Source organism: Rhodanobacter sp. C05, from assembly GCF_002001165.1.
Classification (GTDB): domain Bacteria; phylum Pseudomonadota; class Gammaproteobacteria; order Xanthomonadales; family Rhodanobacteraceae; genus Rhodanobacter.
Window position 1 is genome coordinate 376,744 of record NZ_MUNQ01000005.1, and the last position, 25,203, is coordinate 401,946.

General features: G+C 63.7%; 19 protein-coding genes. 10 read left to right on the forward strand and 9 right to left on the reverse strand.

The window, feature by feature from the left end:
- Positions 1 to 13: 13 nt before the first annotated feature.
- Positions 14 to 2,341 (forward strand): Tex family protein, encoded by a 2,328-nt coding sequence (locus tag B0E51_RS01645; protein ID WP_077443071.1) that lies wholly within the window; start codon positions 14 to 16, stop codon positions 2,339 to 2,341.
- A gap of 113 nt (positions 2,342 to 2,454) precedes the next feature.
- Positions 2,455 to 4,314, forward strand: a complete 1,860-nt coding sequence (locus tag B0E51_RS01650) for an autotransporter domain-containing protein (protein ID WP_077443072.1) — start codon at positions 2,455 to 2,457, stop codon at positions 4,312 to 4,314.
- A gap of 80 nt (positions 4,315 to 4,394) precedes the next feature.
- Here B0E51_RS01650 and B0E51_RS01655 read toward each other — a convergent pair whose 3' ends face one another.
- From B0E51_RS01655 to B0E51_RS01685, 7 genes are all read right to left on the reverse strand, one after another.
- A complete protein-coding gene (locus B0E51_RS01655) occupies positions 4,395 to 5,270 on the reverse strand; it encodes a DUF1481 domain-containing protein (protein ID WP_077443073.1) in 876 nt (291 codons plus the stop codon).
- Positions 5,271 to 5,496: 226 nt separating this feature from the next.
- On the reverse strand, positions 5,497 to 6,780 hold the full coding sequence (purD, locus tag B0E51_RS01660; protein WP_077443286.1) for a phosphoribosylamine--glycine ligase: 1,284 nt from the start codon (positions 6,778 to 6,780) through the stop codon (positions 5,497 to 5,499).
- 93 nt (positions 6,781 to 6,873) lie between these two features.
- Positions 6,874 to 8,250, reverse strand: a complete 1,377-nt coding sequence (locus B0E51_RS01665; protein ID WP_077443074.1) for an AMP-binding protein — start codon at positions 8,248 to 8,250, stop codon at positions 6,874 to 6,876.
- A 151-nt stretch (positions 8,251 to 8,401) separates the two neighbouring features.
- Complete coding sequence (locus B0E51_RS01670) at positions 8,402 to 8,974, reverse strand: Sua5/YciO/YrdC/YwlC family protein (protein WP_077443075.1); 573 nt, start codon at positions 8,972 to 8,974, stop codon at positions 8,402 to 8,404.
- Entirely contained in the window at positions 8,975 to 11,473 is a 2,499-nt protein-coding gene (locus B0E51_RS01675; protein WP_077443076.1) for a DNA topoisomerase I, read from the reverse strand.
- A gap of 132 nt (positions 11,474 to 11,605) precedes the next feature.
- Positions 11,606 to 12,781: a DNA-processing protein DprA gene (dprA, locus tag B0E51_RS01680; protein ID WP_077443077.1), complete on the reverse strand. Its 1,176-nt coding sequence runs from the start codon at positions 12,779 to 12,781 to the stop codon at positions 11,606 to 11,608.
- Between the two features lie 107 nt (positions 12,782 to 12,888).
- Positions 12,889 to 14,010, reverse strand: coding sequence for a LysM peptidoglycan-binding domain-containing protein (locus B0E51_RS01685; protein ID WP_077443078.1), 1,122 nt, complete (start codon positions 14,008 to 14,010; stop codon positions 12,889 to 12,891).
- Positions 14,011 to 14,197: 187 nt separating this feature from the next.
- Between B0E51_RS01685 and def the strand changes: the two genes are divergently transcribed.
- The 6 genes from def to B0E51_RS01715 all read left to right on the forward strand — a co-directional run bounded on the left by def (position 14,198) and on the right by B0E51_RS01715 (position 21,206).
- Positions 14,198 to 14,707: a peptide deformylase gene (def, locus tag B0E51_RS01690; RefSeq protein ID WP_077443079.1), complete on the forward strand. Its 510-nt coding sequence runs from the start codon at positions 14,198 to 14,200 to the stop codon at positions 14,705 to 14,707.
- 11 nt (positions 14,708 to 14,718) lie between these two features.
- Complete coding sequence (gene fmt, locus B0E51_RS01695; protein WP_174570582.1) at positions 14,719 to 15,645, forward strand: methionyl-tRNA formyltransferase; 927 nt, start codon at positions 14,719 to 14,721, stop codon at positions 15,643 to 15,645.
- Positions 15,646 to 15,655: 10 nt separating this feature from the next.
- Positions 15,656 to 16,957 (forward strand): 16S rRNA (cytosine(967)-C(5))-methyltransferase RsmB, encoded by a 1,302-nt coding sequence (gene rsmB, locus B0E51_RS01700; RefSeq protein ID WP_077443081.1) that lies wholly within the window; start codon positions 15,656 to 15,658, stop codon positions 16,955 to 16,957.
- Positions 16,958 to 17,077: 120 nt separating this feature from the next.
- Entirely contained in the window at positions 17,078 to 18,799 is a 1,722-nt protein-coding gene (locus B0E51_RS01705) for a glycosyltransferase family 39 protein (protein ID WP_254424358.1), read from the forward strand.
- 216 nt (positions 18,800 to 19,015) lie between these two features.
- Entirely contained in the window at positions 19,016 to 20,191 is a 1,176-nt protein-coding gene (locus B0E51_RS01710) for an O-antigen ligase family protein (RefSeq protein ID WP_254424359.1), read from the forward strand.
- A 13-nt stretch (positions 20,192 to 20,204) separates the two neighbouring features.
- Positions 20,205 to 21,206 carry a glycosyltransferase gene (locus tag B0E51_RS01715; RefSeq protein ID WP_077443084.1) on the forward strand — a complete coding sequence of 334 codons (1,002 nt, stop codon included), beginning with the start codon at positions 20,205 to 20,207 and terminating at the stop codon, positions 21,204 to 21,206.
- Here B0E51_RS01715 and B0E51_RS01720 read toward each other — a convergent pair.
- Together B0E51_RS01720 and B0E51_RS01725 are read right to left on the reverse strand one after the other, a co-directional pair.
- Positions 21,194 to 22,048, reverse strand: a complete 855-nt coding sequence (locus B0E51_RS01720; protein WP_077443085.1) for a glycosyltransferase — start codon at positions 22,046 to 22,048, stop codon at positions 21,194 to 21,196. The two genes, B0E51_RS01715 and B0E51_RS01720, sit on opposite strands and share 13 nt — an antisense overlap.
- A gap of 31 nt (positions 22,049 to 22,079) precedes the next feature.
- The gene (locus B0E51_RS01725) at positions 22,080 to 23,093 is read right to left on the reverse strand and encodes a glycosyltransferase family 2 protein (RefSeq protein WP_077443086.1); all 1,014 of its coding nucleotides are present in this window, start codon (positions 23,091 to 23,093) and stop codon (positions 22,080 to 22,082) included.
- 194 nt (positions 23,094 to 23,287) lie between these two features.
- Between B0E51_RS01725 and B0E51_RS01730 the strand changes: the two genes are divergently transcribed.
- Positions 23,288 to 24,103, forward strand: a complete 816-nt coding sequence (locus B0E51_RS01730; RefSeq protein ID WP_077443087.1) for a glycosyltransferase family 2 protein — start codon at positions 23,288 to 23,290, stop codon at positions 24,101 to 24,103.
- 2 nt (positions 24,104 to 24,105) lie between these two features.
- The gene (locus B0E51_RS01735; protein ID WP_077443088.1) at positions 24,106 to 25,146 is read left to right on the forward strand and encodes a CDP-glycerol glycerophosphotransferase family protein; all 1,041 of its coding nucleotides are present in this window, start codon (positions 24,106 to 24,108) and stop codon (positions 25,144 to 25,146) included.
- Positions 25,147 to 25,203 lie beyond the last annotated feature (57 nt).

Here is a 25,203-nt window from a genome sequence, read left to right on the forward strand (position 1 = left end):
TTGAAAACCCCTCATGCTCAGTATCGAACAACGCATTGCCCAGGACATCGCTGCCAAACCCGAACAGGTTCACGCGGCCGTCGACCTGCTCGACGGCGGCGCCACCGTGCCGTTCATCGCGCGCTACCGCAAGGAAGTCACCGGCGGTCTCGACGACACCCAGCTGCGTCGGCTGGAAGAGCGCCTGTATTACCTGCGTGAGCTGGAGGACCGCCGCAGCGCGATCCTCGCCAGCATCGAGGAACAGGGCAAGCTGAGCGACGCGTTGAAGGGCGACATCCTCGCCGCCGACACCAAGGCACGGTTGGAGGATCTGTACCTGCCGTACAAACCCAAGCGCCGTACCAAGGCGCAAATTGCGCGCGAGGCGGGACTGGAGCCGCTGGCGCTGGGCCTGCGCGAGGATCCCACGCTGACACCTGAGGCTTTCGCTGAAAAGTTTGTCGATGCAGAGAAAGGCGTGGCCGATGTGCGCGCCGCGCTCGATGGCGCACGCGCGATCCTGATGGAATCGATCGCCGAAGATGCGCACCTGGTTGGCGAGCTGCGCGACTGGCTGTGGGCGCAAGGGCAGATCCGCGCCAGGCTGGTCGAAGGCAAGGAGAACGAGGGTGCGAAGTTCCGCGATTACTTCGACCACGTCGAACCGGTCGGCAAGATTCCCTCGCACCGCCTGCTGGCGCTGATGCGTGCACGCAACGAAGGCATCCTCGAACTGGAACTCGCACCAGCGGCAGACAGCGAACAAGGCCACCTCGAAGGCGAAGGCCGTGTCGCCGCGCACGCCCATATCCACAACCGCGGCCGCGCCGCCGATGCGTGGCTACGCGAAACCGTGCGCCTGACCTGGCGCGTGAAGCTGCACCTGCACCTCACCCTCGACCTGTTCGGCCGCGTGCGTGAAGGCGCCGAGGACGAAGCGATCCGCGTGTTCGGCGACAACCTGAAGGACCTGATGCTGGCCGCACCGGCCGGCGCGAGCACGGTGATGGGCCTGGACCCGGGTATTCGCACCGGCGTCAAGGTGGCTGTGGTCGATGCCACCGGCAAGCTGCTCGCGACCGACGTCATTTATCCGCACGAGCCGCGCCGGCAATGGAACGAGTCGCTGATCTCGCTGGCGAAACTGTGCAAGCAACACGGTGTGAATCTGATCGCGATCGGCAACGGTACCGCCTCGCGCGAAACCGACAAATTGACCGGCGAGCTGATCAAGAAGCTGCCCGACGCCAAGCTGTCGAAGATCGTGGTGAGTGAAGCCGGCGCCTCGGTGTATTCCGCTTCGGAAATCGCGGCCAAGGAATTTCCCGAGCTGGACGTGAGTCTGCGCGGCGCTGTTTCCATCGCGCGCCGGCTGCAGGATCCGCTGGCCGAACTGGTGAAGATCGAGCCGAAGGCGATCGGCGTCGGCCAGTACCAGCACGACGTGAACCAGATCAAGTTGGCGCGCGCGCTGGATGCGCGCGTCGAGGATTGCGTCAACGCGGTCGGTGTGGACGTGAACACCGCGTCTGCTGCACTGCTGTCACGTGTCGCCGGCCTGTCCGCGTCGGTTGCGGAGAACGTGGTGAAGCACCGTGATGCCAACGGCCCGTTCGCCAATCGCAAGGCACTGCTCAAAGTGCCGCGCCTGGGTGACAAGGCCTTCGAGCAGTGCGCCGGCTTCCTGCGCGTGCCAAACGGCGACAACCCGCTGGATGCCAGCGCGGTGCACCCCGAGGCCTATCCCGTGGTCGAACGGATCATTGCGCAATGCGGCCGCGAGGTACGCAACATCATCGGCGACAGCAGCTTCCTGCGCGGTCTGAAACCCGAGCAGTTCACCGACGAGAAGTTCGGCGTGCCGACCGTGCGCGACATCCTGAAGGAACTGGAGAAACCCGGCCGCGATCCGCGCCCGGAATTCGTCGCGCCGAGCTTCGCCGAGGGCGTCGAAGACGTGAAAGACCTCAAGCCCGGCATGATCCTCGAAGGCCGCGTCACCAACGTCGCCGCGTTCGGTGCGTTCGTCGACATCGGCGTGCATCAGGATGGCCTGGTGCACGTCTCCGCGCTGTCGCATACCTTCGTGAAGGACCCGCGTGATGCGGTGAAGGCCGGCGACATCGTCAAGGTCAAGGTGATGGAGATCGATCTGCCGCGCCAGCGCATCGGCCTGAGCATGCGACTGGATGATGAACCCGGACAGGCACGCGGCCGGCCGGCTGCAGGTAGTGACACCACACCGCGAGGCCAGCGCGATCCACGTCCCACGGCGCGCATCGGTACCGGCGGACAATCAGCCCCGGCGCCGGGTGGAAACGCCTTGGCCGATGCATTTGCACGGGCACGCAAGAACTGACGTCCGGAGCGGAGACAGATGGTGCGCCTGACCATGCGCACCCGCACGTTTTCCGATATTGTTACGCCCTTGTTACGCGGCTCTCATGGGCCGCCTTTCCGGGGAGTCAGCACATGCTTCGCACACGTCATCTGGTCTCGGCGATCGCCGCCGCCATGCTTCTGGCCACTACGGCGCAGGCGGCCGGGAGCGCGCCGTTCGACAACGTCGTGGTGTTCGGCGACAGCCTGAGCGATACGGGCCAGTTCTTTTCGAGCTCGCTCAACGAATACTCCAAGTTCACCACCAATCCAGGTGAAGTCACCGTACAAATCGTAGCCGGCCACTACGGCTTCAACTTGCAGCCCTCGCGTGTGGGCGGCAGTGACTATGCCTATGGCGGCGCTGGCGTGATCACCGATGATGATGGTCCCGATCCATCGATCCCGACCATCACCCAGCAGGTCACCGGCTATCTCGCCAATGGCGCCAAGGCCGATCCGAACAGCCTCTACATGGTCTGGGGCGGCGCGAACGACATCTTCTACCACTCCACCCAGTACGGCATCGGCACCATCATCGCCGGTGCCGGTGAGACCGCTGCACAAGCGACCACCAACATCAATGCCGCCGCCACGCAGGAGCTGGTACTGATCAACCAGCTCAAGCAGGCTGGCGCAAATTATCTGGTGGTGTTCAATCTGCCCAATATCGGGGATACGCCCTCGGCGCACCAGGATGAAGCACTGGTGCCGGGCATTGAAACTTTCCTTACCGGCGTGTCGCAGTCCTACAACCAGACCCTGAATGCCGGACTCGGTTCGCACACGCTCGCGGTCAATACCTACGCCTTGTTCGAACAGGTGGTGGCCGATCCCGCCAAGTACGGTTTCACCAACATCAGCACACCGGCCTGCACCACCTCCAGCTCGCACGATTGCGATGGCAGCACCCTGGTCGCGCCGGGTGCGGATCAGACCTATCTGTTTGCCGATGGCGTGCATCCGACGACCGCCGCTCACGCCATGCTGGCGCAGGTGGTGCTGTCGGAACTGGCCGCGCCCGGCCAAGCCTCGCTGCTCGGTGAAGCGCCGCTGGCTGCTGCCACCGAACAGGCAGGCGTCCTGCGCGACCAGATGCTGAAAGACAGCCTGGGTGCCACCCAACGTGCCTTCGTCAACATCGACTATGCCCAGCAGCGCTTTGATGGCAGCAGCAGCTCGCCGCAAACCGACAGCAACAATCTGAATTTCACCGTGGGCTACGACATGAAGCCCAGCGACAATCTCTCCGCCGGCCTCGCCTTCGGCATGGCCCACAACAATGCCGGCATGTCCGGTGACGGCGGCTATACCCTGAAAGACTATTCCGGGCTGGGCTATGTGACCTGGCACTCCGGTGGCGGCTATGTCGGGGGTTATGCCAGCTACGGCGAGTCCAGCTTCGACGATATCCAGCGCAGCTTCCAGATCGGCGCCGCTCGCACGACCGAGAACGGCAGCACAGACGGTTCCCACCGTGGTGTCGGGCTCAATGGCGGCTGGTGGTTTGACCTCACGAACAGTCTGAAGACCGGCCCCTACGCGAATCTGGAGTGGCAGGACATTGATGTCGACAGCTACCGCGAAACCAGCGGCGATGCGACCGCCATGTGGTTCGGCAGCCAGCATCGCGAGGCTCTGATCTCCACCCTGGGCTGGCGCCTGCAAGGGCAGTGGCAGGTCAGCAACCTGGTCATGGCGCCCTATGTCGAACTGGCCTGGAACCGCGACAGCAAGGCCGATCCACGCGAGATCGACACCGACCTGACCACCATGAACGGCTCGTTCGCGCTGGCCGGCTTCGTACCGGACAAGACCTGGGGTACCGCCAGCATAGGCCTGTCCGCCCAGCTCACCCCCAACGTGACCAGCTGGATCGGTTACAGCGGCCGTTTCAGCGACAACAGCCAGAAATACAACAGCGTCAACATGGGCTTCAAGATCGGCTTCTGATCCGTACATCCCGCACGGCAAAAAGGCCGTCCGCTTGCGCGGACGGCCTTTTCATATCCAGCTTGGCGGAGACGACTGGTTTACTTGTTCTTGCCGTTCGTCGCCAGACTGAGGATGTCCATCGCCTGCCTGTGCAGCTTTGCTGCCATGTCGTCATCCAGCGTCTGCACGTCGCTGCCCACCTCGTGCTGCTTCAGCACCAGCGTGCCGTCGTCGCTCCAGCCGGCGCGATCGATCGAGCTTGGTTTCGCACCACTGTTGGCCATGGTCTGCTGCACGACCGCCCACACCTTGCCATCCTTGTAGGCGTAATCGGTGCTGGTGAAACCCTTGTCGCCGTAATCGACCAGCTCACGGATGAACTGTATCTCGCCCGCCTGGCGGAACAACTGCCAGCCACGTGAGGCATTCGGCTCAAGCTTGGTGCCATGGGTGACCTTCATCGCACCCAGCTGCTTCTGATCCGCAGTGAACGCCGCCAGCACCTTCTCGCCCTGGGTCTGTTCGGCGATCAGTTCGATCGACACGCCGTCATTCTTGTTGCCCTTGGCCAGCACCGGTGCCTGGATCGGCATCACGAAATGACGATCACCGTCGGTCACGACAACCTTCACCACGTAGAGGTGATCCGGCTTCACATCGGCCGGGTTGAAGGTCAGCTGGAACGGCTGCGGGAAGGTACCTGCCGGGGAGGTCTTGCTCGCCAGCGGAGCAGCGCCCGCCGCATCGGACGATACGTCAGCCAGGTTGATCACCAGCTGGGCATTGGCCGAGGGCTGGACGGGTCCACGCACCGAGATCGTGCCGCTCACCTCATTGGCAACCTTGGTGGCCACTGCCGTGTCAGTCGAGGTGGAGGAGGCTGCGTCCGTCGATGGCGACGTGGAAGGAGCGTTGTTGCAGCCGGCCAATGCCAACGTTGCAACCGACATCAGCGACAAAACCGTCTTGCGCATGGGAAAACCTCATCAAACGTGAAAGCAAGCACGAAAGCTGTCAGGCGCCTGTGCGCCGCGGCTCTACGCGGGGGAAGTTCCTAGCATAGCCCAAAAGGCTCTGCGCAGAAAAGTCAACCCAGCCAATGGCCTACCATGCGTAGGCGTACGCAAATTCCTGCATGGCTGACCGCGAATCGAAATACTGCCGCTCGTGGTGGCCGATTCACCGGCTGGCACACCAGCCTTACTGACGATGCAGGGCCCGGTACGCGATGTCACGACGGCAAAAGGCTCCTTCGTAATGGATCTGTCTGACTGCGTTATAGGCCTGCTCGCGGGCGGCAGCGATGTCGCGGCCCAGCGCGCACACGGTCAACACGCGTCCGCCTGCGGTGACGACGCGACCCTGCCCATCGAGCCGGGTACCCGCGTGGAAAACCTTGCTGTCGCTGTGGCTGACGGTTTCCAGGCCATCGATCACATCACCACTGCGCACTCTGCCGGGATAACCGCCGGCAGCCATCACCACGCCGATGGCCGGACGCATGTCCCAGCGTGCCTGGGTATGTTCCAGCCGACCGTCGAGCGCAGCATCGATCAGTTCGACCAGATCGGATTTCAGCCGCAGCATGATCGGCTGGGTTTCCGGATCGCCGAAGCGTACGTTGAACTCGATCACCTTCGGGTTGCCGGCCTTGTCGATCATCAGGCCGGCATACAGGAAACCGATGAACGGCGCACCCTCGGCCGCCATCCCGTGCAGGGTCGGTTCAATCACTTCGCGCAGGATGCGTTGCTCCACCTCGGGCGTGACCACCGGTGCAGGCGAATACGCACCCATGCCACCGGTATTGGGCCCCAGATCACCTTCGTCACGACGCTTGTGATCCTGGCTCGAGGCCATCGGCAGCGCATGGCTGCCGTCGCTCATCACGATGTAACTGGCCTCCTCGCCATCGAGGAATTCCTCGATCACCACCCGCGCCGAAGCATCGCCGAAACTGTGCGCGCCAAGCATGTCGCGCAATGCCAGCTCGGCATCGGCCAGGGTCAGCGCGACCACCACGCCCTTGCCGGCGGCGAGACCGTCGGCCTTGATCACGATCGGTGCGCCGTGCTGGCGCACATAGGCAAGCGCCGGATTCAGATCGGTGAATACCGCATAGCGCGCGGTGGGAATGTTGTGGCGTTGCAGGAAGTCCTTGGCGAACGCCTTGGAGCCTTCCAATTGCGCGGCAATCGCGCGCGGGCCGAAGATGCGCAGCCCAGCGCCACGGAAGCGGTCGACCACGCCAGCCACCAGCGGCACCTCGGGGCCGACCACGGTCAGCCCGATCTTTTCGCGCTTGGCCAGCTGCAGCAGCCCATCGAGATCGTCCATCGCAACATCGGCATTACGCACGCCCGGCTCATGCGCGGTGCCGGCATTGCCGGGAGCCACGATCACTTCGTCGACCTGCGACGACTGCCTGAGCTTCCACGCCAAGGCGTGCTCGCGCCCGCCGCTGCCGATCACCAGAACCTTCATGCCTGCACTCCAAAAACCACCCATGCGCCACGCAGCGCAGGCGCGCATTGTAGCGGTTGCGACGGATTACCCGCGCAACGCCGCCACCGGCCTTCAGTCGTGATGCTGCAACAACTCCAGCAGCGCCGCCCGCGGCAGCTTGCCGGTCTCGTTGCGAGGCAAGGCGGCTACCAGACGCAACGGGCGCGGCAGAAACAACGGGTCGATCGCGCGGCGCAACGCATCAAGGATCACATGCTCGTCCAGCCCTGGTGCCACTGCCAACGCGGCAATCCGATGAATGCCGAGCGCATCGCCGCCATCGAGCTGGAACACCACGCCGTCCTCTACCCCGGGAATCGCCAGCAGGCGACGGCTGAGATCACTGAGCGAGGCTCGCTTGCCGGCGATCTCCAGCATGTCGGCATGTCGGCCACGCAGGCGGAATCTGCGTCCACCGTCCGACAGGCTGACGATATCGGCCAGAGTGATCGGTGCCGTCAATTGCGGCGCCTCGACCGCCGTGCCATCCGGTTGCGGATGCAGGATGGCGCCGTCGTAAAGCAACCAATCTTCGTCCACCGTAGGGCGACGGCTGGCGAAGACACAGGTCTCGGTGGAACCGAACACCTCCAACAGCGGCGCACCAAAGCAGCGCTCGGCAGCCGTTGCCAGTTCGACCGGCAACGGCGCCGTGGCCGAGACCATCGCCGCGATCGGCGGGAGCGCAATGCCCGACTCGACCAGCGCGCGCAGATGCACCGGTGTGGTCACCAGTACCCTTGGCGCTGGTACCGCTGCCAGCGCGGTAGCCACGTCGGCCGGAAAGAACGGCCGCCCTGCATGCACGCTGACTTCACTGAGCAACGGCAGCAGCACCGACATCTCCATGCCGTACATGTGCTGCGACGGCACAGTGGCGACCACCGTGAAATGCGACCCGACGGCCGCCTGCAGCATCGCCAGATTGCCGGCATTGCTGGCATGGAAGCTGTGCCAGGTCTTGCGGTTTTCGCTGGGCATGCCGGTGGAGCCGGAGGTATAACCGATCGCCACCACCTGGTCGGCCGGAATCAGCGGCCATGTCGCATCCGCGTCGACTGGCACCGCGATCTCCTCCAGGGATGGCAACTGGCGGTAACCGTGCGGAGCTGGATCCAGCGCTTGCTCGCCCAGCGCGTAGCAACCCGGATGGGTCGCCATCACCTCATCCACCGCCTGCGGCGCACGGGATGAAGGCAGCAGGTTGGTCTGGCCGCGCAGCACGATCGCACAGAACGCCACCAGGAAAGCGTAACGATCCTCGCACAGGTTCACGGCAGTCGTGGCCACGGGCAATCTGGCAGCCACAAGATGCACATGCGCCATAAACTGCGCGGCGCTCACGGCATGGCCATTGCGCCATGCCAGCACCCGAGCCGGATCGGCGGCGCTCAGCAACGGCAACCGCGACGGCGCCTCACGCTGGTAAGTGTCGTAAACGATGGCCACGTACGGTCTCCCTGACGACTTATCGATTCGTTGCACCAGGGGAACAGCATCGCGCGCGCGGATGAACGGTGGCGTGAATGGCAGCGGTGGTCGTCCCGCAGCGGTTCAGCTGTCGCATGGCGACTTTCGATCCGGCGCGTCCCCTGGACGTTCAGCCACGGATGATAGCGCCCGACAGCGCATCCCGGATCATGGTCGGACTGGACTGGCCGCCCAAGGGCGCATCCAGCACACCATCCAGCGCATCACCGAAGTAGTCACACACCGCCGTCACCGAACGCGCCGACGGATGGCCGTGCGGGTTGGCACTGGTCGACACCAGGGCGCCGCCAAAGGCCCGGCAAAGCGCAGCTACCGGCTCGTGCGCACTGACCCGCAACGCGATGCCTGCATGGTCGCCGACGACCCAGGCCGGCACCTCGGCCGTGCGTGGAAAGACCCAGGTATGCGGCCCCGGCCAGCTCGCCAGCACCTGTGTCAGCACGTTTGGTGGTACGACGGCGAGGTCGATGTAACGCTCGACCTGAGCGAACTCGGCAGCGATCAGCAACACGCCCTGCGTGGATGGTCGCTGCTTCAGCGCAAACAGCTGCTCGAACGCGGCATGATCGTGTGGATCGCAGCCGAGGCCGAATACTGCTTCGGTGGGGTACGCCAGCACGCCACCGCCGTGCAACAGCCCGGCGGCAGCATCCAGTTCGGCAAGGGTGAACCGGCGCAGCACTCAGGCGCCGACTTTGCTCGCCACCACCTTCTTCACGGCAGCCTTCTTGGCAGCCGTCTTTTTGGCGGTGGTTTTTTTCGCGGCAGTCTTCTTGCTCGCGACCTTTTTCGTGGCGGTCTTCTTGGCGGCAGCCTTTTTCGCGACCGGCGCCTTCTTTGCCGCCACCTTCTTCGCCGCGGTCTTCTTGCCGAAGCGACCCTTCTTTACCGGCGCCGCGGCCAGCAGCTCGAGACACTGCTTCTCGGTCAGCTCCTTCGGCTCCTGCTCCTTCGGGATGCGCGCGTTCTTCTCGCCATCGGTGATGTACGCGCCGTAGCGGCCGTTCAATACCTGCACACCGTTGCCGAAATCCAGGATCAACCGGTTCGCCAGCATCTCCAGCTTTTCCTGCACGATCTGCAGTGCTCGTGGCAGTTCGATCGTGTACGGATCGTCCTCGGCCTTGAGCGAGGCATAGGTGCTGCCCTGCTTCACGAACGGACCGAAGCGACCGACACCCACCATCACTTCGTCGCCGTTCTCGGCCTGTCCGAGCTGGCGCGGCAGCTTGAACAGCTCCAGCGCCTCGGCCAGGGTGAGCGTATGCATGCTCTGACCAGGACGCAGCGAGGCGAAGGTGGGTTTGTCCTCGTCATCCTTGGTGCCGATCGCGGCATACGGTCCGAACCGGCCCAGCCGCACCGACACCGGCTTGCCGGTTTTCGGATCGCTGCCGAGTTCGCGCGCACCGGTAGCCTCGTTGCGATCGACCGACTCGGTCTTCTCGTCCACCTGCTGCTTGAACGGCAGCCAGAAGCGCTCCATCAGCGGCACCCAGGCTTCCTCGCCACGGCTGACCGCATCGAGTTCGTCTTCCATCTTCGCGGTGAAGTCGTAGTCGACGTAGCGGGTGAAATGCGCGGTGAGGAACTTGCTGACCGCACGGCCGACGTCACTGGGCTTGAAGCGGCGGCTGTCGAGCAAGACGTACTCGCGGTTCTGCAGCACCTGGATGATGCTGGCGTAGGTCGACGGACGCCCGATGCCGTGCTCTTCCAGTGCCTTGACCAGGCTCGCTTCGGAATAGCGCGGCGGTGGCTCGGTGAAATGCTGGTCGGCGGCGATCTCGTGCAGCGGCACCTGCTCGCCCACCGCCAGCCGCGGCAGGCGACGGCCTTCGTCTTCGTCCTCCTCGGTTTTCTGGTCACGACCTTCCTCGTACACGGCGAGGAAGCCCGGATCGATCACGGTGGTGCCGCTGGCGCGGAACGAGGCGTCGCCGCCGGTCACATCACGCAGGGCGAACTCCACCGATACCGTGTTCAGCGTGGCGTGGATCATCTGGCAGGCGACGGTGCGCTTCCAGATCAGCTCGTATAATTTGCGCTGGTCATCGTTGAGGAAGCCGGCGACCGCTTTTGGCGTGTACATCGCCGAGGTCGGCCGGATCGCCTCATGCGCTTCCTGCGCGTTCTTCGACTTGGTCTTGTAGACCTGCGGCGCGTCCGGCAGAGCGTGAGCGCCGAAATCGCGCACGATCAGCTGGCGCAATTCAGCCAGCGCATCGTCACCGAGCATGGTGGAATCGGTACGCATGTAGGTGATCAGGCCGACATTGCCCTCATCACCGAGCGCCACGCCTTCGTACAGACCTTGCGCCACCTTCATCGTGCGGCTGGTGGTGAAGCCGAGCTTGCGCGCGGCTTCCTGCTGCAACGTGGAAGTTGTGAATGGTGCGGCCGGACGGCGCTTGCGCTCCTTCGAGCCGACGTCGCTGACGGTGAGGCGGCCATGTGCAGCCTGCTTCAGCGCATCCCGCGCAGTCTGCGCATCGGCTTCGTTGGTGAGGTCGAACTGCTCGAACTTCTTGCCGTTGAGCCTGCTCAGGCGCGCGGTGAAATCGCCATCGGCGTGCTTCAGCTGCGCTTCGATGGTCCAGTATTCACGCGCCTTGAACGCCTCGATCTCCTCCTCGCGCTCGACGATCATGCGCAGCGCCGGCGACTGCACGCGACCGGCGGACAAGCCGCGCTGCACCTTGCGCCACAGCACCGGCGACAGGTTGAAGCCAACCAGGTAGTCCAGCGCGCGGCGCGCCTGCTGCGCGTCGACCAGGTCGTGCGAGAGCTGGCGTGGCGCCGCCACCGCCGCCTTGATCGCCTTCGGCGTGATCTCGGAGAACACCACCCGATGCAGCTGTTTGCCCTTGGTAAGGCCTCGCTCCTTCAGGATCTCGCTGATGTGCCAGCTGATCGCCTCGCCTTCGCGATCCAAGTCGGTCGCCAGATAGATGTCGTCGGCCAGCTTGGCTGCCTTGGCGATTGCATCGACGTGCTTCTCGTTGCGCTCGATGATCTCGTAGGCCATGGTGAAACCGTGCTCGGTGTCGACCGCGCCCTCCTTCGGCTTCAGGTCACGTACGTGACCGTAGGAGGCGAGGACCTGGAAGTCCTTGCCGAGGTATTTATTGATCGTCTTGGCCTTGGCCGGTGATTCGACGATAAGCAGGTTTTTTGCCATGAAGCGGGATTTCCGGAAGCGAACCACCAGCGCTTGTGGCGCCGGACATATATATAGTTGAAACCATGCCGTGCCAACGACTGTCAAGCCCGGGCCACTTGCGACACGGCCATGCCATGCCGCGCAAGCACCTCAGTCGGCAACGGATCCGTTCGGCAAACGCTGGTAGCGATTGCCTGGCAGGCTCTCGATCCGGCCCCCCAGTTCCAGCATCAACAGCATCGAGGACAACGCTGCTGCGGACTGTCCAGTACGCTGAACAAGTTCGTCCAACGTCGCCGGTTCATAGCCAAGTTCGAGCAAAAGCTGCCTATATTCGGGATTTTCGGAATATTGGAATGAACAACTCGCGGGCTTCTTCTCCGCCGGCGCCCCAGCCATCCCATGACCCGTTTCCGCCCCCAGTCGGGCAGCCAGTTCGTCACCCAGCAAACGTGCTGCCGGCGCCAGGATCTCGACGATCTCGGTAGCACTTTCGACCAACCGCGCACCCTCCCGAATCAGACGATGGCAACCGCGGGCAAGCGGATTATGGATGGAACCGGGCAGCGCGAACACCTCGCGTCCCTGTTCTCCGGCCAGTCGTGCAGTAATCAGGGAACCAGACTGCAACCCGGCCTCGATCACCAGCGTACCCAGTGCAAGGCCGGCAATGAGCCGGTTGCGCCGTGGAAAATGATCCGCACGCGCTGGCGTGCCGGGCGGAAACTCGCTGACCAATGCGCCATGCATGGCAATGCGCCGCGCCAGCCCATGATGCTTCCGCGGATACGCCCGGTCCGGCCCTGTACCCACCACCGCCAGCGTCGCCGCACCAGCATCCAGTGCCGCCGCATGGGCGGCACCGTCGATGCCGTCGGCCATGCCGCTGGTGATTGCGAGACCCGCCTGTACCAATGCCCGGGAGAATGCCCGAGCATGTGCCAGTCCAGCTGCGCTGGCATTGCGCGCACCCACGATAGCCACCTGCGGAAACAGCAACAGGCTGGCATCACCGGCCACGAACAACGCAGCCGGCGGCTGTGGGATGTTCTCCAGCTGCGGCGGAAAATCTGCCTCGGTACAACGCAACAGGCGATGGCCCGGCGCGGCCAGCCAGGCCAGATCGGTCGCGAGCCGTGCTTCATCCGGTTGCGCCAGCCATGTCCGCGCAAGCTCACCGAGCCCCCAAGCGTCGCGACGCAGGCGCGCCAGCACGATCTCTATGTCCCCGCCAGCCGCCGTCAACCGTTCGCGCAGCCCGCCTGGGCCAAGCCCTGGCGTCCGCAATGCGATCAGCCACGCGCGCAACTCGTCCGTGCCATCCATGCATTGCTGATCCATGCTTCGCAGTTTAATGAGCAGCCACAAACAGAAACGGCGCGGTGGTGGCCGCGCCGTGCTGTAGGAAAGTGCCGAAACCAGTGGCTGGTTGGTTACTGGGGCATGGTCAAACGACCGCCGACATGTACCGGACGCAAGCCGTCCATCACCAAGCCATAACTGACCCGGTCGAAGGTGCGGAACACCATCACATGAGCGACATACTCGTCCGGCAATGTGACCGTCTTGCCGACGCCGCGATTCCAGCTGTTGCTGGCGACGTCGTCGTGGATGGTCTCACCGGGCTCGGAAATGGAGAACGTCTGGCCATTGTCGACCCCGTCCCTGGCACCAATCGACAGCACCACCACTTGATGCGGACCCGCGGCGTCCATCGCGTCGGCAAAAGCTACCACCTTGGCATTGCCCGGCACCGACTTAGGCGGATGCGGATAGTAATAAGGATCGTATGGTGTGTCGTCGACCGGCATGATGCGGTCGCCACTGCGAATCTCCATGGTCGCGTCGAGCAGCAGCAGAGTCGACGGATCGCCCATGCGCAGCGTCTCGGCGGTGCCGATCACACTGACCTCGAGACCAAGATCGCCGCCGAAGCCATAGTGCCCGTCGTTGCGGGTTTCTTCATCCCATGGCGCATTGACCATGGCCGCATTGCTGTCCAGCTCATGGCCGACCAGATCCGCCTTGCCCGCATCGTTCTGATCGAAGCCGCGGAACACGTGGGTCGGCCGCACGATCGCCCAGCGCTGACCGGGCTCACCCTGCAGACCGCGTACGTAGATGTTCTGACCCACCGTGCCGCGCAGGCGCGCTTCCTCGAGGCCCACCACATAAGGCGCCGAGCTGACGGTATTGGAATCCATCACCCGCATGTCCTTGAGGAACATCTTCAACTGGGACAGCGGAATCGCCGGCACAGCCTCGCCCTCAGGGTGCACGCCTGGTTCCAGTCGCAGCCGCGTCCCATTGATGAAGGACAGGTTGAGCACGTCACCGGGGTAGATCAGATGCGGGTTGCGCACCTGTGGATTGGCCTGCCAGATCTCCGGCCAAAGCCAAGGCTTGGCCAGGAACTTGGCGGAGATTGCCCACAGAGTGTCGCCGCGGCGCACGGTGTAGGAATCGGGATGATTGGCTCGCAGTTGCGCACCGGCCGCGTACACAGCCACGGTAACCAGCATGCCGGCCAGCAAGACGAATAGCTTTCTGATCATTGGCGGGAATCCCCCTTCCCCAGAGCTCGGTCGAGTGTAACCGAATGGTTAATGCGCGCAACAGGTTTCAGTTGGCAAAAATCGTCTGCGCTCGGATGTTTGCCGACGTACAATAAGGCACATTCTAGATCGCGCCGGGGGTGGCTTTTACCAAACCGCCCGCATTTTTGGCGCCGAGGTGAAATCCATGTCCATACTTTCCATCCTTGAATTCCCCGACCCGCGCCTGCGTACCCGCGCCGAGCCGGTGCGCGTGTTCGACGCCGAACTGAAGCAGTTCGTCGCCGACATGTTCGAAACCATGTATGCCGCCAATGGCGTCGGTCTGGCCGCGACCCAGGTCAATGTGCACCAGCGTGTGCTGGTGGCCGACATGAGCGATGACCGCAAGCAGCCGCTGGCGCTGATCAATGCACAGATCCTTGAAAAGGATGGTTCGCAGGTCTACCAGGAAGGCTGTCTGTCCTTCCCCGGCCTGTACGCCGACGTCACCCGCGCCCTGCAGGTGAAGGTGAAGGCGCAGGATGTCGACGGCAAGGAAATCATTGTCGAGGCCGAAGGGCCACTGGCGGTATGCATCCAGCATGAGCTGGATCATCTGGATGGCAAGGTGTTCGTCGACTACCTGTCATCGCTGAAACGCGCGTTGCTGCTGAAGCGGCTGGACAAGCAACGCAAGCAGGCGGCGAGTGCTTGAATAGCTCAGGTTTGAGGCTGGTCTTCGCCGGCACCCCGGAATTTTCCGTCTCCTGCCTCGAAGCCTGCCGCGCCAGTGGCGCCCAGGTGGTGGCTGCCTATACCCAGCCCGATCGCCCCGCGGGCCGCGGCCGCAAGCTCACCCCGGGCCCGGTCAAGCAGGCCGCTCTGGCCGCTGGCATCGTGGTCGAACAGCCCGAATCACTCAAGTCTGCCGAAGCGCAGCAGGTCCTTGCAGCATACCGGCCCGACCTGCTGGTGGTAGTCGCCTATGGCCTGATCCTGCCGCGCAAGGTACTGGCGATTCCACGTCTGGGTTGCTGGAACGTGCACGCCAGCCTGCTGCCTCGCTGGCGTGGTGCTGCGCCGATCCAGCGCGCGATCCTTGCCGGCGACAGCGAAAGCGGTGTCGAGCTGATGCAGATGGGAGCTGGTCTGGATACTGGCCCGGTATTGCTGCAGCGACGCACCCCGATTGTCCGCGAGGATACCGGCGGCTCGCTGCACGATCGCCTGTCCATGCTGGGCGCCGAAGTACTTGCTGAAGGCCTGCGCCGGGTACTGGCTGGCGAGACGCTGACCGCCACGCCGCAACCGGAAGAAGGTGTGTTGTACGCGCACAAGCTGGACAAGGCCGAAGCGAAACTCGATTTCAACAAGCCTGCGGTCGAGCTGGAACGCCAGGTGCGCGCCTTCGATCCGTGGCCCGTCGCCGAAGGCGAGATCGCCGGCGAGCCCTTGCGGATCTGGGCCGCGCAGGCGATCGAATTCGATCATCACGCTGCGCCCGGTGACGTACTCGCCGCCGGGCGCGACGGCATTGACCTCGCCTGCGGCCACGGCGCACTGCGCGTCACCGCCTTGCAGCGTGCCGGCGGCAAGCGCATCGGCGCGGTCGACTACCTCAACGCCCGCCCCGAACTGCGCCAGCCACGATGAAGCACGTCCGATGAAAACCGATACCCGCGCACTGGCGGCCAAGGGGCTGGCCGAAGTCGCCTTGCGTGGCGCCTCGCTGCGCGATGTGATGGAGCGCAACGCGCCACGCCTGGCTGATCCGCGCGATCGCGCGCTGCTGATGGCCTTGCTGAGCGAAGGCGCCCGCTGGTGGCTGCGTTTCGATGCCGCCATCGACGGCCTGCTGGAAAAGTCCCTGCGTCACAAGGATCCCGCCATCCACGCCTTGTTGGTACTGGGCCTGGTCCAGCTGGAAATCCTCGAGCTGCAGGACTACGCGGCAGTGGCAGCAACCGTCGAGGCGGTGCGCTCATTGCAGCGGCCGCAGCTGGCCGGACTGGTCAATGCCGTATTGCGTCGCTGGCAACGCGAACGCGAAACCCTGGTCGCCCAACTCGATGCCAGGCCGCAGACCCGCCACGCACATCCGGCGTGGCTGGCCGCGGCCCTGCAACGCGACTGGCCCGAACTGGCCGAGACGGTGATGGCTGCCGACAACCGCGAACCGCCGCTGATGCTGCGCGTGAATCGCCAGCGCAGCGAGCGACAAGCCCTGATCGATCTGCTGCAAGGTGCCGGCCAGGTGGTCACGGCCCATCCCTGGCTTAGCGACGCCCTGTTGCTGCCACACAGCACTGACGTCACCCGCCTGCCTGGTTTCGAGGATGGCCTGTTTGCCGTGCAGGACGGCGCCGCGCAGGTCGCTGCCGACCTGGCCGACCTCAAGGACGGTCTGCGTGTACTCGATGCCTGCGCTGCTCCCGGTGGCAAGGCCTGCCACCTGCTTGAGCGTGCCGACATCGACCTGACCGCTCTCGAGTTCGATCCCAAGCGCGCCGAACGAATCCGCCAGAACCTGATGCGGCTGCGGCTGAATGCCAAGGTGGTGATCGGCGATGCCGGCGCAACTGCGGGTTGGTGGAAGGGCCAGCCATTCGACCGCATCCTGATTGATGCGCCGTGTTCGGCCACCGGCGTGTTGCGGCGGCGGCCCGATGTGCGGCTGCATCGACGCGAAAGCGATATCGCTGCCATGCACGAGCAGCAGCGCCGGATCCTGTCGGCGCTGTGGCCGCTGCTGGCGCCGGGTGGCCTGCTGGTCTACATCACCTGCTCGGTGCTGCGCGCGGAAAACGAAGCGATCGTCAGCGAGCTGCTGGCTACCCAGCCGGATGCGCAAGCTGTGGCGTTTACGCTGCCGGCAGGTCATGCCGCGACGGTAGGCTGGCAGATACTGCCCGGCGATGGTGACCTCGACGGCATGTATTACGCGGTGCTGCAGAAGCGCTCCTAAGCCAATCCTTAGCCGGTCACAGCACCCTGTTCACACCGCCGGGCCCTGGCGCGAATGACTCGCAGCCACCGGGCTATGCTTGGCAACATTGGCCGTCTGCTGACAGAAACCACCCGACCCGTGAAATTCTGCATACCTCTTCCCCACGCACGTCCGCTGTGGCTGAGTAGCGCCCGCCGGGAACTGCTGCTGTTCGGTGTATTCGCGTTGCTGCTGCTCGGCCTCGGCATCGGCCTGCGCGATCCCTGGCCATCCGACGAGCCGCGCTTCGCGCTGGTGGCACACTGGATGGTTGAGCACGGTCAGTGGTTGTTTCCGCATCGCGGCCACGAGCTGTACCCGGACAAGCCGCCCGTGTTCATGTGGTTGCAGGCACTGGCCTATCTGCTCACCGGATCCTGGCGGGTAGCGTTCCTGCTGCCCTCGCTGGCCGCCGCACTGGCCGCGCTGGCGCTGGTCTACGATCTGTCATGCCGCTTGTGGAACCACCGCAGCGCCCTGCTCGCCGCGGCCACGCTGCTGGTGACCATCCATTTCAGCTATCAGATGCGCAACGCGCAGATCGATCCGCTGCTGCTGGGCTGGATCACCCTGGCAAATTACGGCCTGCTGCGCCATCTGCTGCTGGGGCCGTCGTGGCGCTGGTTTGCCGTGGGCTGCTTCTTCGCCGGTGTCGGCGTGGTGACCAAGGGCGTCGGCGTGCTGGCACTGCTGATGCTGATCCCCTACCTGGTCGCCCGTCGTGGCCATTGGCATCGCCTGGCACTGCCGCCCGATGGCTGGTGCTGGGCCGGTGGGCTGGCGCTGTTCCTGGTGCCGATCCTGGCGTGGCTGTTGCCGATGCTGCTGATCGCACGCGCCGACGGCGATCCGCAGCATGCCGAATATGTGCAGAACATCCTGTTCGGGCAGACCGTGCATCGCTACGCGACACCGACCGGGCATATCCATTCGCCGTTCTATTTCCTCGGCATCATCGTGGTCGACTGGCTGCCGTTGTCGCTGCTGCTGCCGTGGGCGCTCCCGGCATGGTGGCGCCGGCTGAAGCGACGCGACGCGCGCTTCCTGCTGCCGCTGGGCTGGATTGCGCTGCTGTTGTTGTTCTTCTCGTTGAGCCCGGGCAAGCGCGATGTCTACATCCTGCCCGCGCTGCCGATCACCGCGCTGGCGCTGGCACCCCTGCTGCCCGGCCTGCTACGCCAACACCGTGTGCGACTGGCGGTGCTTGCCCTGACTCTGCTGCTCGCGACGGCACTGACCGTCGTCGCCCTGCTCGCGCTCCATCGACACCCGGTCTGGGCCGTGAAGATCGAACAAAGCGTGGCCCCGCAGATCTGGTGGCTGCTGCTTGGCACCGGGTTGGCCGGCCTGCTCATCGTCGCGGTCACGCGTGTGCGTCACGCCGCCCTGGGCTGGCTGCTGTTTGCTTTCATCCTGTGGGCCACCTACGGCCTGTGGGGATATCCGATGCTCAATGGCGACCGCTCGGCGCGCGATGTGATGCTGCATGCGCGCGCCATCGCCGGGCCCGACGCAACCATCGGCCTGCTTGCGTGGAAAGAACAGAACCTGCTGATGGCAGATGGACCGGTAGCGGAATTCGGCTTCCTCGCCCCCTGGTCACAGCAATACGCCGAAGCGGTGGCTTGGCAGAGAAATGACCCTGCCCAGCGCTGGATCTTCAGCCTGGACGAAGCCATGGGTGCCTGCGTGAATCGCCAGCATGCCACCTATGTCGGCCATGCCAATCGTCGCGAATGGTGGATGTTCAAGGCCGATGCGGTGGTGCCCGGTTGCGTACCGAACGTGAGTGACAGCGAGGATGCCGACGACACGCCCTGAAGCCCCATCGCAACCGCCAGACTATGTTCACACTGCCAAGCTTAAGCTTGTTACAGTGTCATGTACGCCCGCCACCGCATCCCGCTGGCCTCGTAGCATGGCCAGAAAGGGAGTTCTCGATTGGTTCGACAGGTTGACGATGTACGCGCAGATTCCGTTACGTGGCGAATCTGGGCGCTTTCCGTACTTGTAGCCATCATGCCGGCATGTTTTGCCGTGGCATCGCGCATCAAGCTCATACCGATGATCGCGCTGTTTCTGGCCAGCGTCGCCCTGCTGATCATGCGCAAGGACATCCGTTTCAACTATCGCCTTGCGTGGCCAGTCGCCGTCGTCTGCGCACTGCGGCTGCTGTACGACATCGGCAACTTTCTCGGGCATCACCTGGACTGGGGCACCATCGGTCTGCCGGCGCAAACACTGCTGTTTCTGGCTGTCGCCGCCGTGTTTGCGTTGCCTTTGCGCGAGCGCGTGGTCGCCATCGGCTTCAGCCTGACTACGCTGCTGCTTGGCGTTACCTGCCTGTTCCAGCGCTATGCGCAGGGCGTTGATCGGCCGGCCGGCCTGAACGGTGGCGACTGGGCGGCGGTCGAATTCGCCATGTTCGTGCTGATTCTGGTGCTGCTGTCGATGCTGCAGGCGCTGCGCAGGGATACCAGTCGCAACGATCGCACGCTGCATATCGTGGCTGTGGTGGTCGGCCTGTACGGCGCCGTGCTGACCCAGAGCCGTGGCCCGCTGCTGGCGTTTGCCCCGATCTACCTCGGACTGATGCTCTGGTATGCGGTGCGCTCGCATTTGTGGCGACGCATGCTTGTCCTGTTTGTGGTGACCGTGGCTGGCATGCTTGCGGTTACCACCACCCTGCACAGGGAGATGGTCGATCGGCTCGCTGCCGTATCCACAGACATCCGCAGCTACAGTACCGATGACTCCCCCGCCGCCATCGCAATCCGCGAGCGGCTGGAAATGTGGAGAGTCTCGTGGCAGGCCTTCCTCGAACACCCGTTGACCGGCAATGGCCTGGAGCAATTTGGTCCCTACGTCCGCCATCAGGTCGCCCTTGGTCATGCCGACCCCGCGATCGCCAAATACGTGCACCCGCACAGCGAATATCTCGAATCCATGTTCGCCGGCGGCTTGCCTGCCCTCCTCGTGCTGTTGCTGTTCCTCGGTGTTCCGCTGGCCTATTTCGCCCGGCATGCCAACCACCCCCAGGAGTCGATTGCCGCATCTGCCGTTGGCGGGCTGATGGTGATCGGCATGTACGCTCTATGTGCGTTCAGCGACAATGTGTTTTATCGGGCCATGCCGCAGTCGCTTTATCTGTTCCTCGTGTTGGGCCTGGCGGTCGGTATCGGCCGGCAGCTGCGCTACACGTCACCCCGCTGACCGTCGATCCTCCATGGCCCGTATCAACCTGCTCGCTTGGGACAATCAGCGCGGACTCAGTCACGACATCCGTTTGTTGTCGGAGGCGCTTGCTGCCCTCGGCCATCAGGTGCATGTGACCCGGCTCGGCCCGCATCGGCAGGATGGTCGCTGGAAAAGCATCCCGATGTACTTTCGCATGCTGTGGCAACGGCTGCGCAGCGGTGGCCGCCAACCGAAATTGTTCGATGTGAACATCGCACTGGAGCACGTGCGTCCCTGCTATTTCGGGCTGGCCCGGCTGAATCTGCTGGTGCCGAATCCGGAGTGGCTGTCACCACGCAGCCAGCATTATCTGACGCGCTTCGACGCCATCCTGTGCAAGACCCATTACGGCGTTGACCTGTTCAATGCGCGCGGTTGTCGTGCCATCCATATCGGCTTCCGCAGCAGCGATTGCCTGGACGACACTATCCCGCGACAGGCCGCCTTCCTGCATCTGGCCGGTGCCAGCCGGATGAAGGGTACGCAGCGCCTGCTCGCGCTGTGGCGGCGCCATCCGGAATGGCCAAAACTGTTGTTGCTGCAATCGCCAAAGACGGCCATTCCTGCGCCCGGCCCGACTCCCGCCAACATCGAGCACCAGGTAGGCTATCTGAACGACATCCGGCAAATCCGGAATCTGCAGAATTCGCACCGGTTCCATCTATGCCTGTCGGAAACCGAGGGCTGGGGGCATTACATCGTCGAGGCGATGAGTTGCAAGGCCGTCGTGGTCACCTGCGATGCGGCCCCGATGAACGAACTGGTCACCACCGAACGCGGCATGCTGGTGCGCACTGCCGACACCCGCCCGTTCAATATGACGACCCTGCATCGCTTCGACGAAACAGCCCTGGAAGCCACCGTCGAGCGCCTGATGCAGATGCCCGAATCCGAACATACGACCTTGGGCGAACACGCGCGCAACTGGTTCACCTCGAATGAGACAGGTTTCGCGGTTCGGTTAGACGCCGCCCTGCGTCAGTTGCTCTGAGCAGGGATGCCGGTACGCGCGACAGTGCGGAAATCGGCCGGCGCCACCACAAACTCAGCCAGGTGCTGATCGACGCCGAGCCCGCAGCGAATCAGCTGGCGCGCCCGTGTATCGTCCACGATGCGATCGTTGGGATTGTCGACGACATGCTTGCGGCTGTGATGATAAAGATGCGTTGCCAGTGCGCTGAAGCGGATGTCACGCCGGAGCAACCCCGCGTGAAAAGCGCGCGCCGCCAGTTCCGTATCCTCGCGACCCCAGCCGGTCATGGCCTCATTGAATCCGTTGATACGCAGCAGGTCGTCACGCCAGAACGCCATATTGCAGCTCTTGATGCCCCGCCGCTTGCTGCCTGGTCGTGCATACCAGTGCGCCAGCGGCGGCATGCGCAGCGTGTGCCGCCGCCGCTCGATACCACGACTGAAAAAGCCCGGCATGACCAGCTCGTGTTCCAGCATGCGGCGAGTCAGTCCGGCATCGGTCAGCACGCGTGAGCCCTGCGCAAAGCAGCCCTGGCGCGAAAACGTGCGATGGTCGGCGATGAAATGGCGCTCGGCGACCATGTCGCCATCGAGCAGGATGATGTAGTCGCCTTGCGCGGCAGCAATCGCACGGTTGCGTGCCCGGCTCATGCGCGCGCCGTCGTCGGGTTGCCACAGGTATACCAGACGCACCGGATAGTCCGCCGCCACATGTTCGAGCAGTTCGCGCGTCGCCGGCTGCGAACCATCGTCGGTGACGATGACTTCGAAAGGCAGCTCGCTCTGCGCAGCCAATGCGCGCAACACCAGCTCCAGTGCCGCAGGCCAGTTGTAGGTGATCACGGCGACACTGATGCGCATCAATGCGGCCCCATCATGAGTGCCCGCGATATCAGCCACGCAGCCTCCAACCGCGGCGCAGGATGTTCAAGGCACGCTCCCATTTCCGCCACGGTGATACCCGTCGCATCATCACCAGCCTGGCGTAGCGCTTGGTTTCACTCCATGGTGGCCGCGGCTTGGTCATGAATTCCAGCTTGCTGAACTCGATGCATTCCGGGCCCATGCCGATCCTTGCGGCGTAATGCCGGATCAGTGCACTGGAAGTCATCTTGTTGATGTATTCGACTCGCGCCGACTGGTTCGACCACCAGCCGTTCTTGCCGTGGATGCGATACCGGACGCAACCAGTCGGCAGGTAGTACTTGTGTGCACCAAGCACGCTGCAGCCGAACACCAGGCAATTGTCGGCCGACAACCGCCAGGTCCGCTGGAAGGATTCCGGAAGATCCAGTGCCTGCCGTGCCCATGACGCACGCATCGACAACGCGGAAGTCGGCGCACCGTACCAATGGGTCAACACGTAGGTGCTGATCGCGGTGTAGCCAAGATCGACCTCGCTGCCGTGAAAACTCATCATCCGGTCCTGCTGGTCGAACAGCTGCAGGTCGGAAAACACGAAATCGATATCTTCGCGCGCGTCATACAACGCACCGAGGCGGGCCAGATAGCCCGGCTCCCAGCAATCATCGGAGTCGAGGAAGCTGATGACATCCGCATGCACCGCGTTCACACCGCGCTGGAACGCGCTGAGCTGACCGCCGTTGATGCCGCTGATCAGGGTAACGCGCTCGTCGGCACCATAGCGCTCGCGCAACAGCAGGTCCGATCCATCGGTGGAACCATCATCGACCACGATGACCTGCAACGCCTTGCGACTCTGTGCCAGCGCACTCTCCACCGCCTCCAGCACGAAGTCACGATAGTTGTAGCTGGTGATGACCACCGCAAACGTCGTCGCCCGGGTGCCCGCACCGCTCTCAACACGAGCCGTTGCCGGATCAGCCGCGGACTCTTGCGGCAGTGGTGGTTCGACCAGGGCTTCTTCGCCCGCAATGTCGCTCATTTGCGTCCACTCCCCGAGATCACTACTGCCTGATGTGACAACGTGTCCCCAACACTAGTTGCCGGCAGCTCATGCCAAGGCACCATCATATCGGACTCAAGGGTCATCTCCGCTATCACGGGTCATCTCGCGCGCGCTCGTCAGCAGACAGCATCGCAACCGGACGCCTGATGGGATCAGCTAGAATTCCCCGCATGCCCACCTTCCCGCTGACCCTCGTCGTCATCACCCACAACGAGGTCGAGAACATTGCGCGCTGCCTCGACAGCGTGCCGTTCGCCGCCGAGAAGCTGGTGATCGACAGCGGCAGCGACGACGACACGGTCGCTGTTGCGCAAGACCACGGTGCACGCGTGGTTCATCAGGATTGGCTCGGCTTCGGACCGCAACGCAATTTCGCCACCACCTTGTGTGCGAATCCGTGGATTCTTGCGCTGGATGCTGACGAATACCTCACTCCGGAACTTGCCATCGAACTGCAGCAGCGCCTGCCCGAACTGATGGCGAGCAAACTGCCGGCTGCCTATCTGCGTCGCAGCACCGTCTTCATGGGCGCTCCGATGCGCTGGTACCGTCCTGCGGTCGGCGAAAAGATGGCCCGGTTATACCACCGCGATCGCGCACGCTGGAGCGATGCACGAGTGCATGAGTCGCTGTGCTTCGATGGCACCGTGCCGACACTGCGCGCGCCGTTCAATCACGTGAACAACCCGACGCTGGTGCACAAGCAGCTGAAGGTATTGCGCTATTCCGAGCTGAAGTGCCGCGACTGGAACGACAAGAACAAGCCGGTACGCATGTGGCAGACCCCGTTTCTGTTTCTGCTGACCTTCGTCAAGGACTACTTCCTGCGGCTTGGCTTTCTGGACGGGTGGCGTGGCTACCTGATTGCCCATACCGCGGCCGTGTATGCCGTTTACAAGCGCATGCGTTACTACGAGATCCGCCAGAACCCGGAATCGCTGCCACGAGCGGCAACCGCCCTGACCAGGCACCAAATCGACCGCTGATCATGTCCACGCCGGCCTCCAAAAAACATTATCTGCTGTACGGTTCCGAACGCTACGCACTGGCGATCCTGCGTCCGCTGCAAGAAGCAATCCGTGATCGTGGCGACGAGGCAGCATGGTTCTTCGATGGCCCCGGTGCCGAAGACCTGCTGGAAGGCGAGCGTTTGCTCACCGTGGCCGAAGTGCGCGCGTGGAATCCCTTGGCGGTGATCACCTCGTCCAACGCGGTTCCGCATTTCTTTCCTGGCGTGAAGGTCGAGACGTTCCACGGCTTCGATGCCGGCAAGCCACGACACATCTACATTCGCGGCTTCTTCGACTTGTACTGCACGACCGGTCCGCGCGACACCGCACAATTCCGTGCGATCGCCGACCGCGTCGGACACTTCACGGTGACCGAGACCGGCTGGCCCAAGCTCGATCCGTTCATGCGCGAAATCGCCGGGCCGTTGCCCGAGGTGCGCCGGCCTCCGGTGATCCTGTACCACTCCACCTTCTCGCCATCGTGGAGCGCCGCCGAAACGCTGTACGAGGAAGTGAAACGCTTGTCGCGCGACGGTCGCTGGCGCTGGATCGTCACCTTCCATCCGAAGATGGCAGCGGAGACTGTGGCGAAGTTCAAGGCACTGCAGAACGAGTATCTGACCTTCGCCGGGAACGACAACATTCTCGAACTGTTCCCGCAGGTCGACCTGATGTGCTCGGACACCTCGTCGGCACTCAACGAATTCCTGCTCACCGGCAAGCCGGTGGTGACGTTCAAGAACCGCCGACCCGGCCCTCAGCTGATCGATATCGACGATGCGGCTCAGTTCGAGCCGGCGATCGAGCATGCGCTGGCGCGGCCACCGGAACTGCTCAAGGCCATCCGCGACTACGCCGACGCGATCCACCCGTATCGCGACGGCCGCTCCAGCGAGCGCGTGCTCGATGCGATCGACGCCTTCGTCGCCAGTGGCGCCCGCAATCGGCAGCGCAAGCCACTGAATCTGTGGCGCAAGCTGAAGATCCGCCGCCGCATCGGTTACTGGGGGCCAGCCTGAGCACATCTGGCGCTGACGCTGCTGCTGCCATCCGCGCACCTGACGCAAGCTAGAATC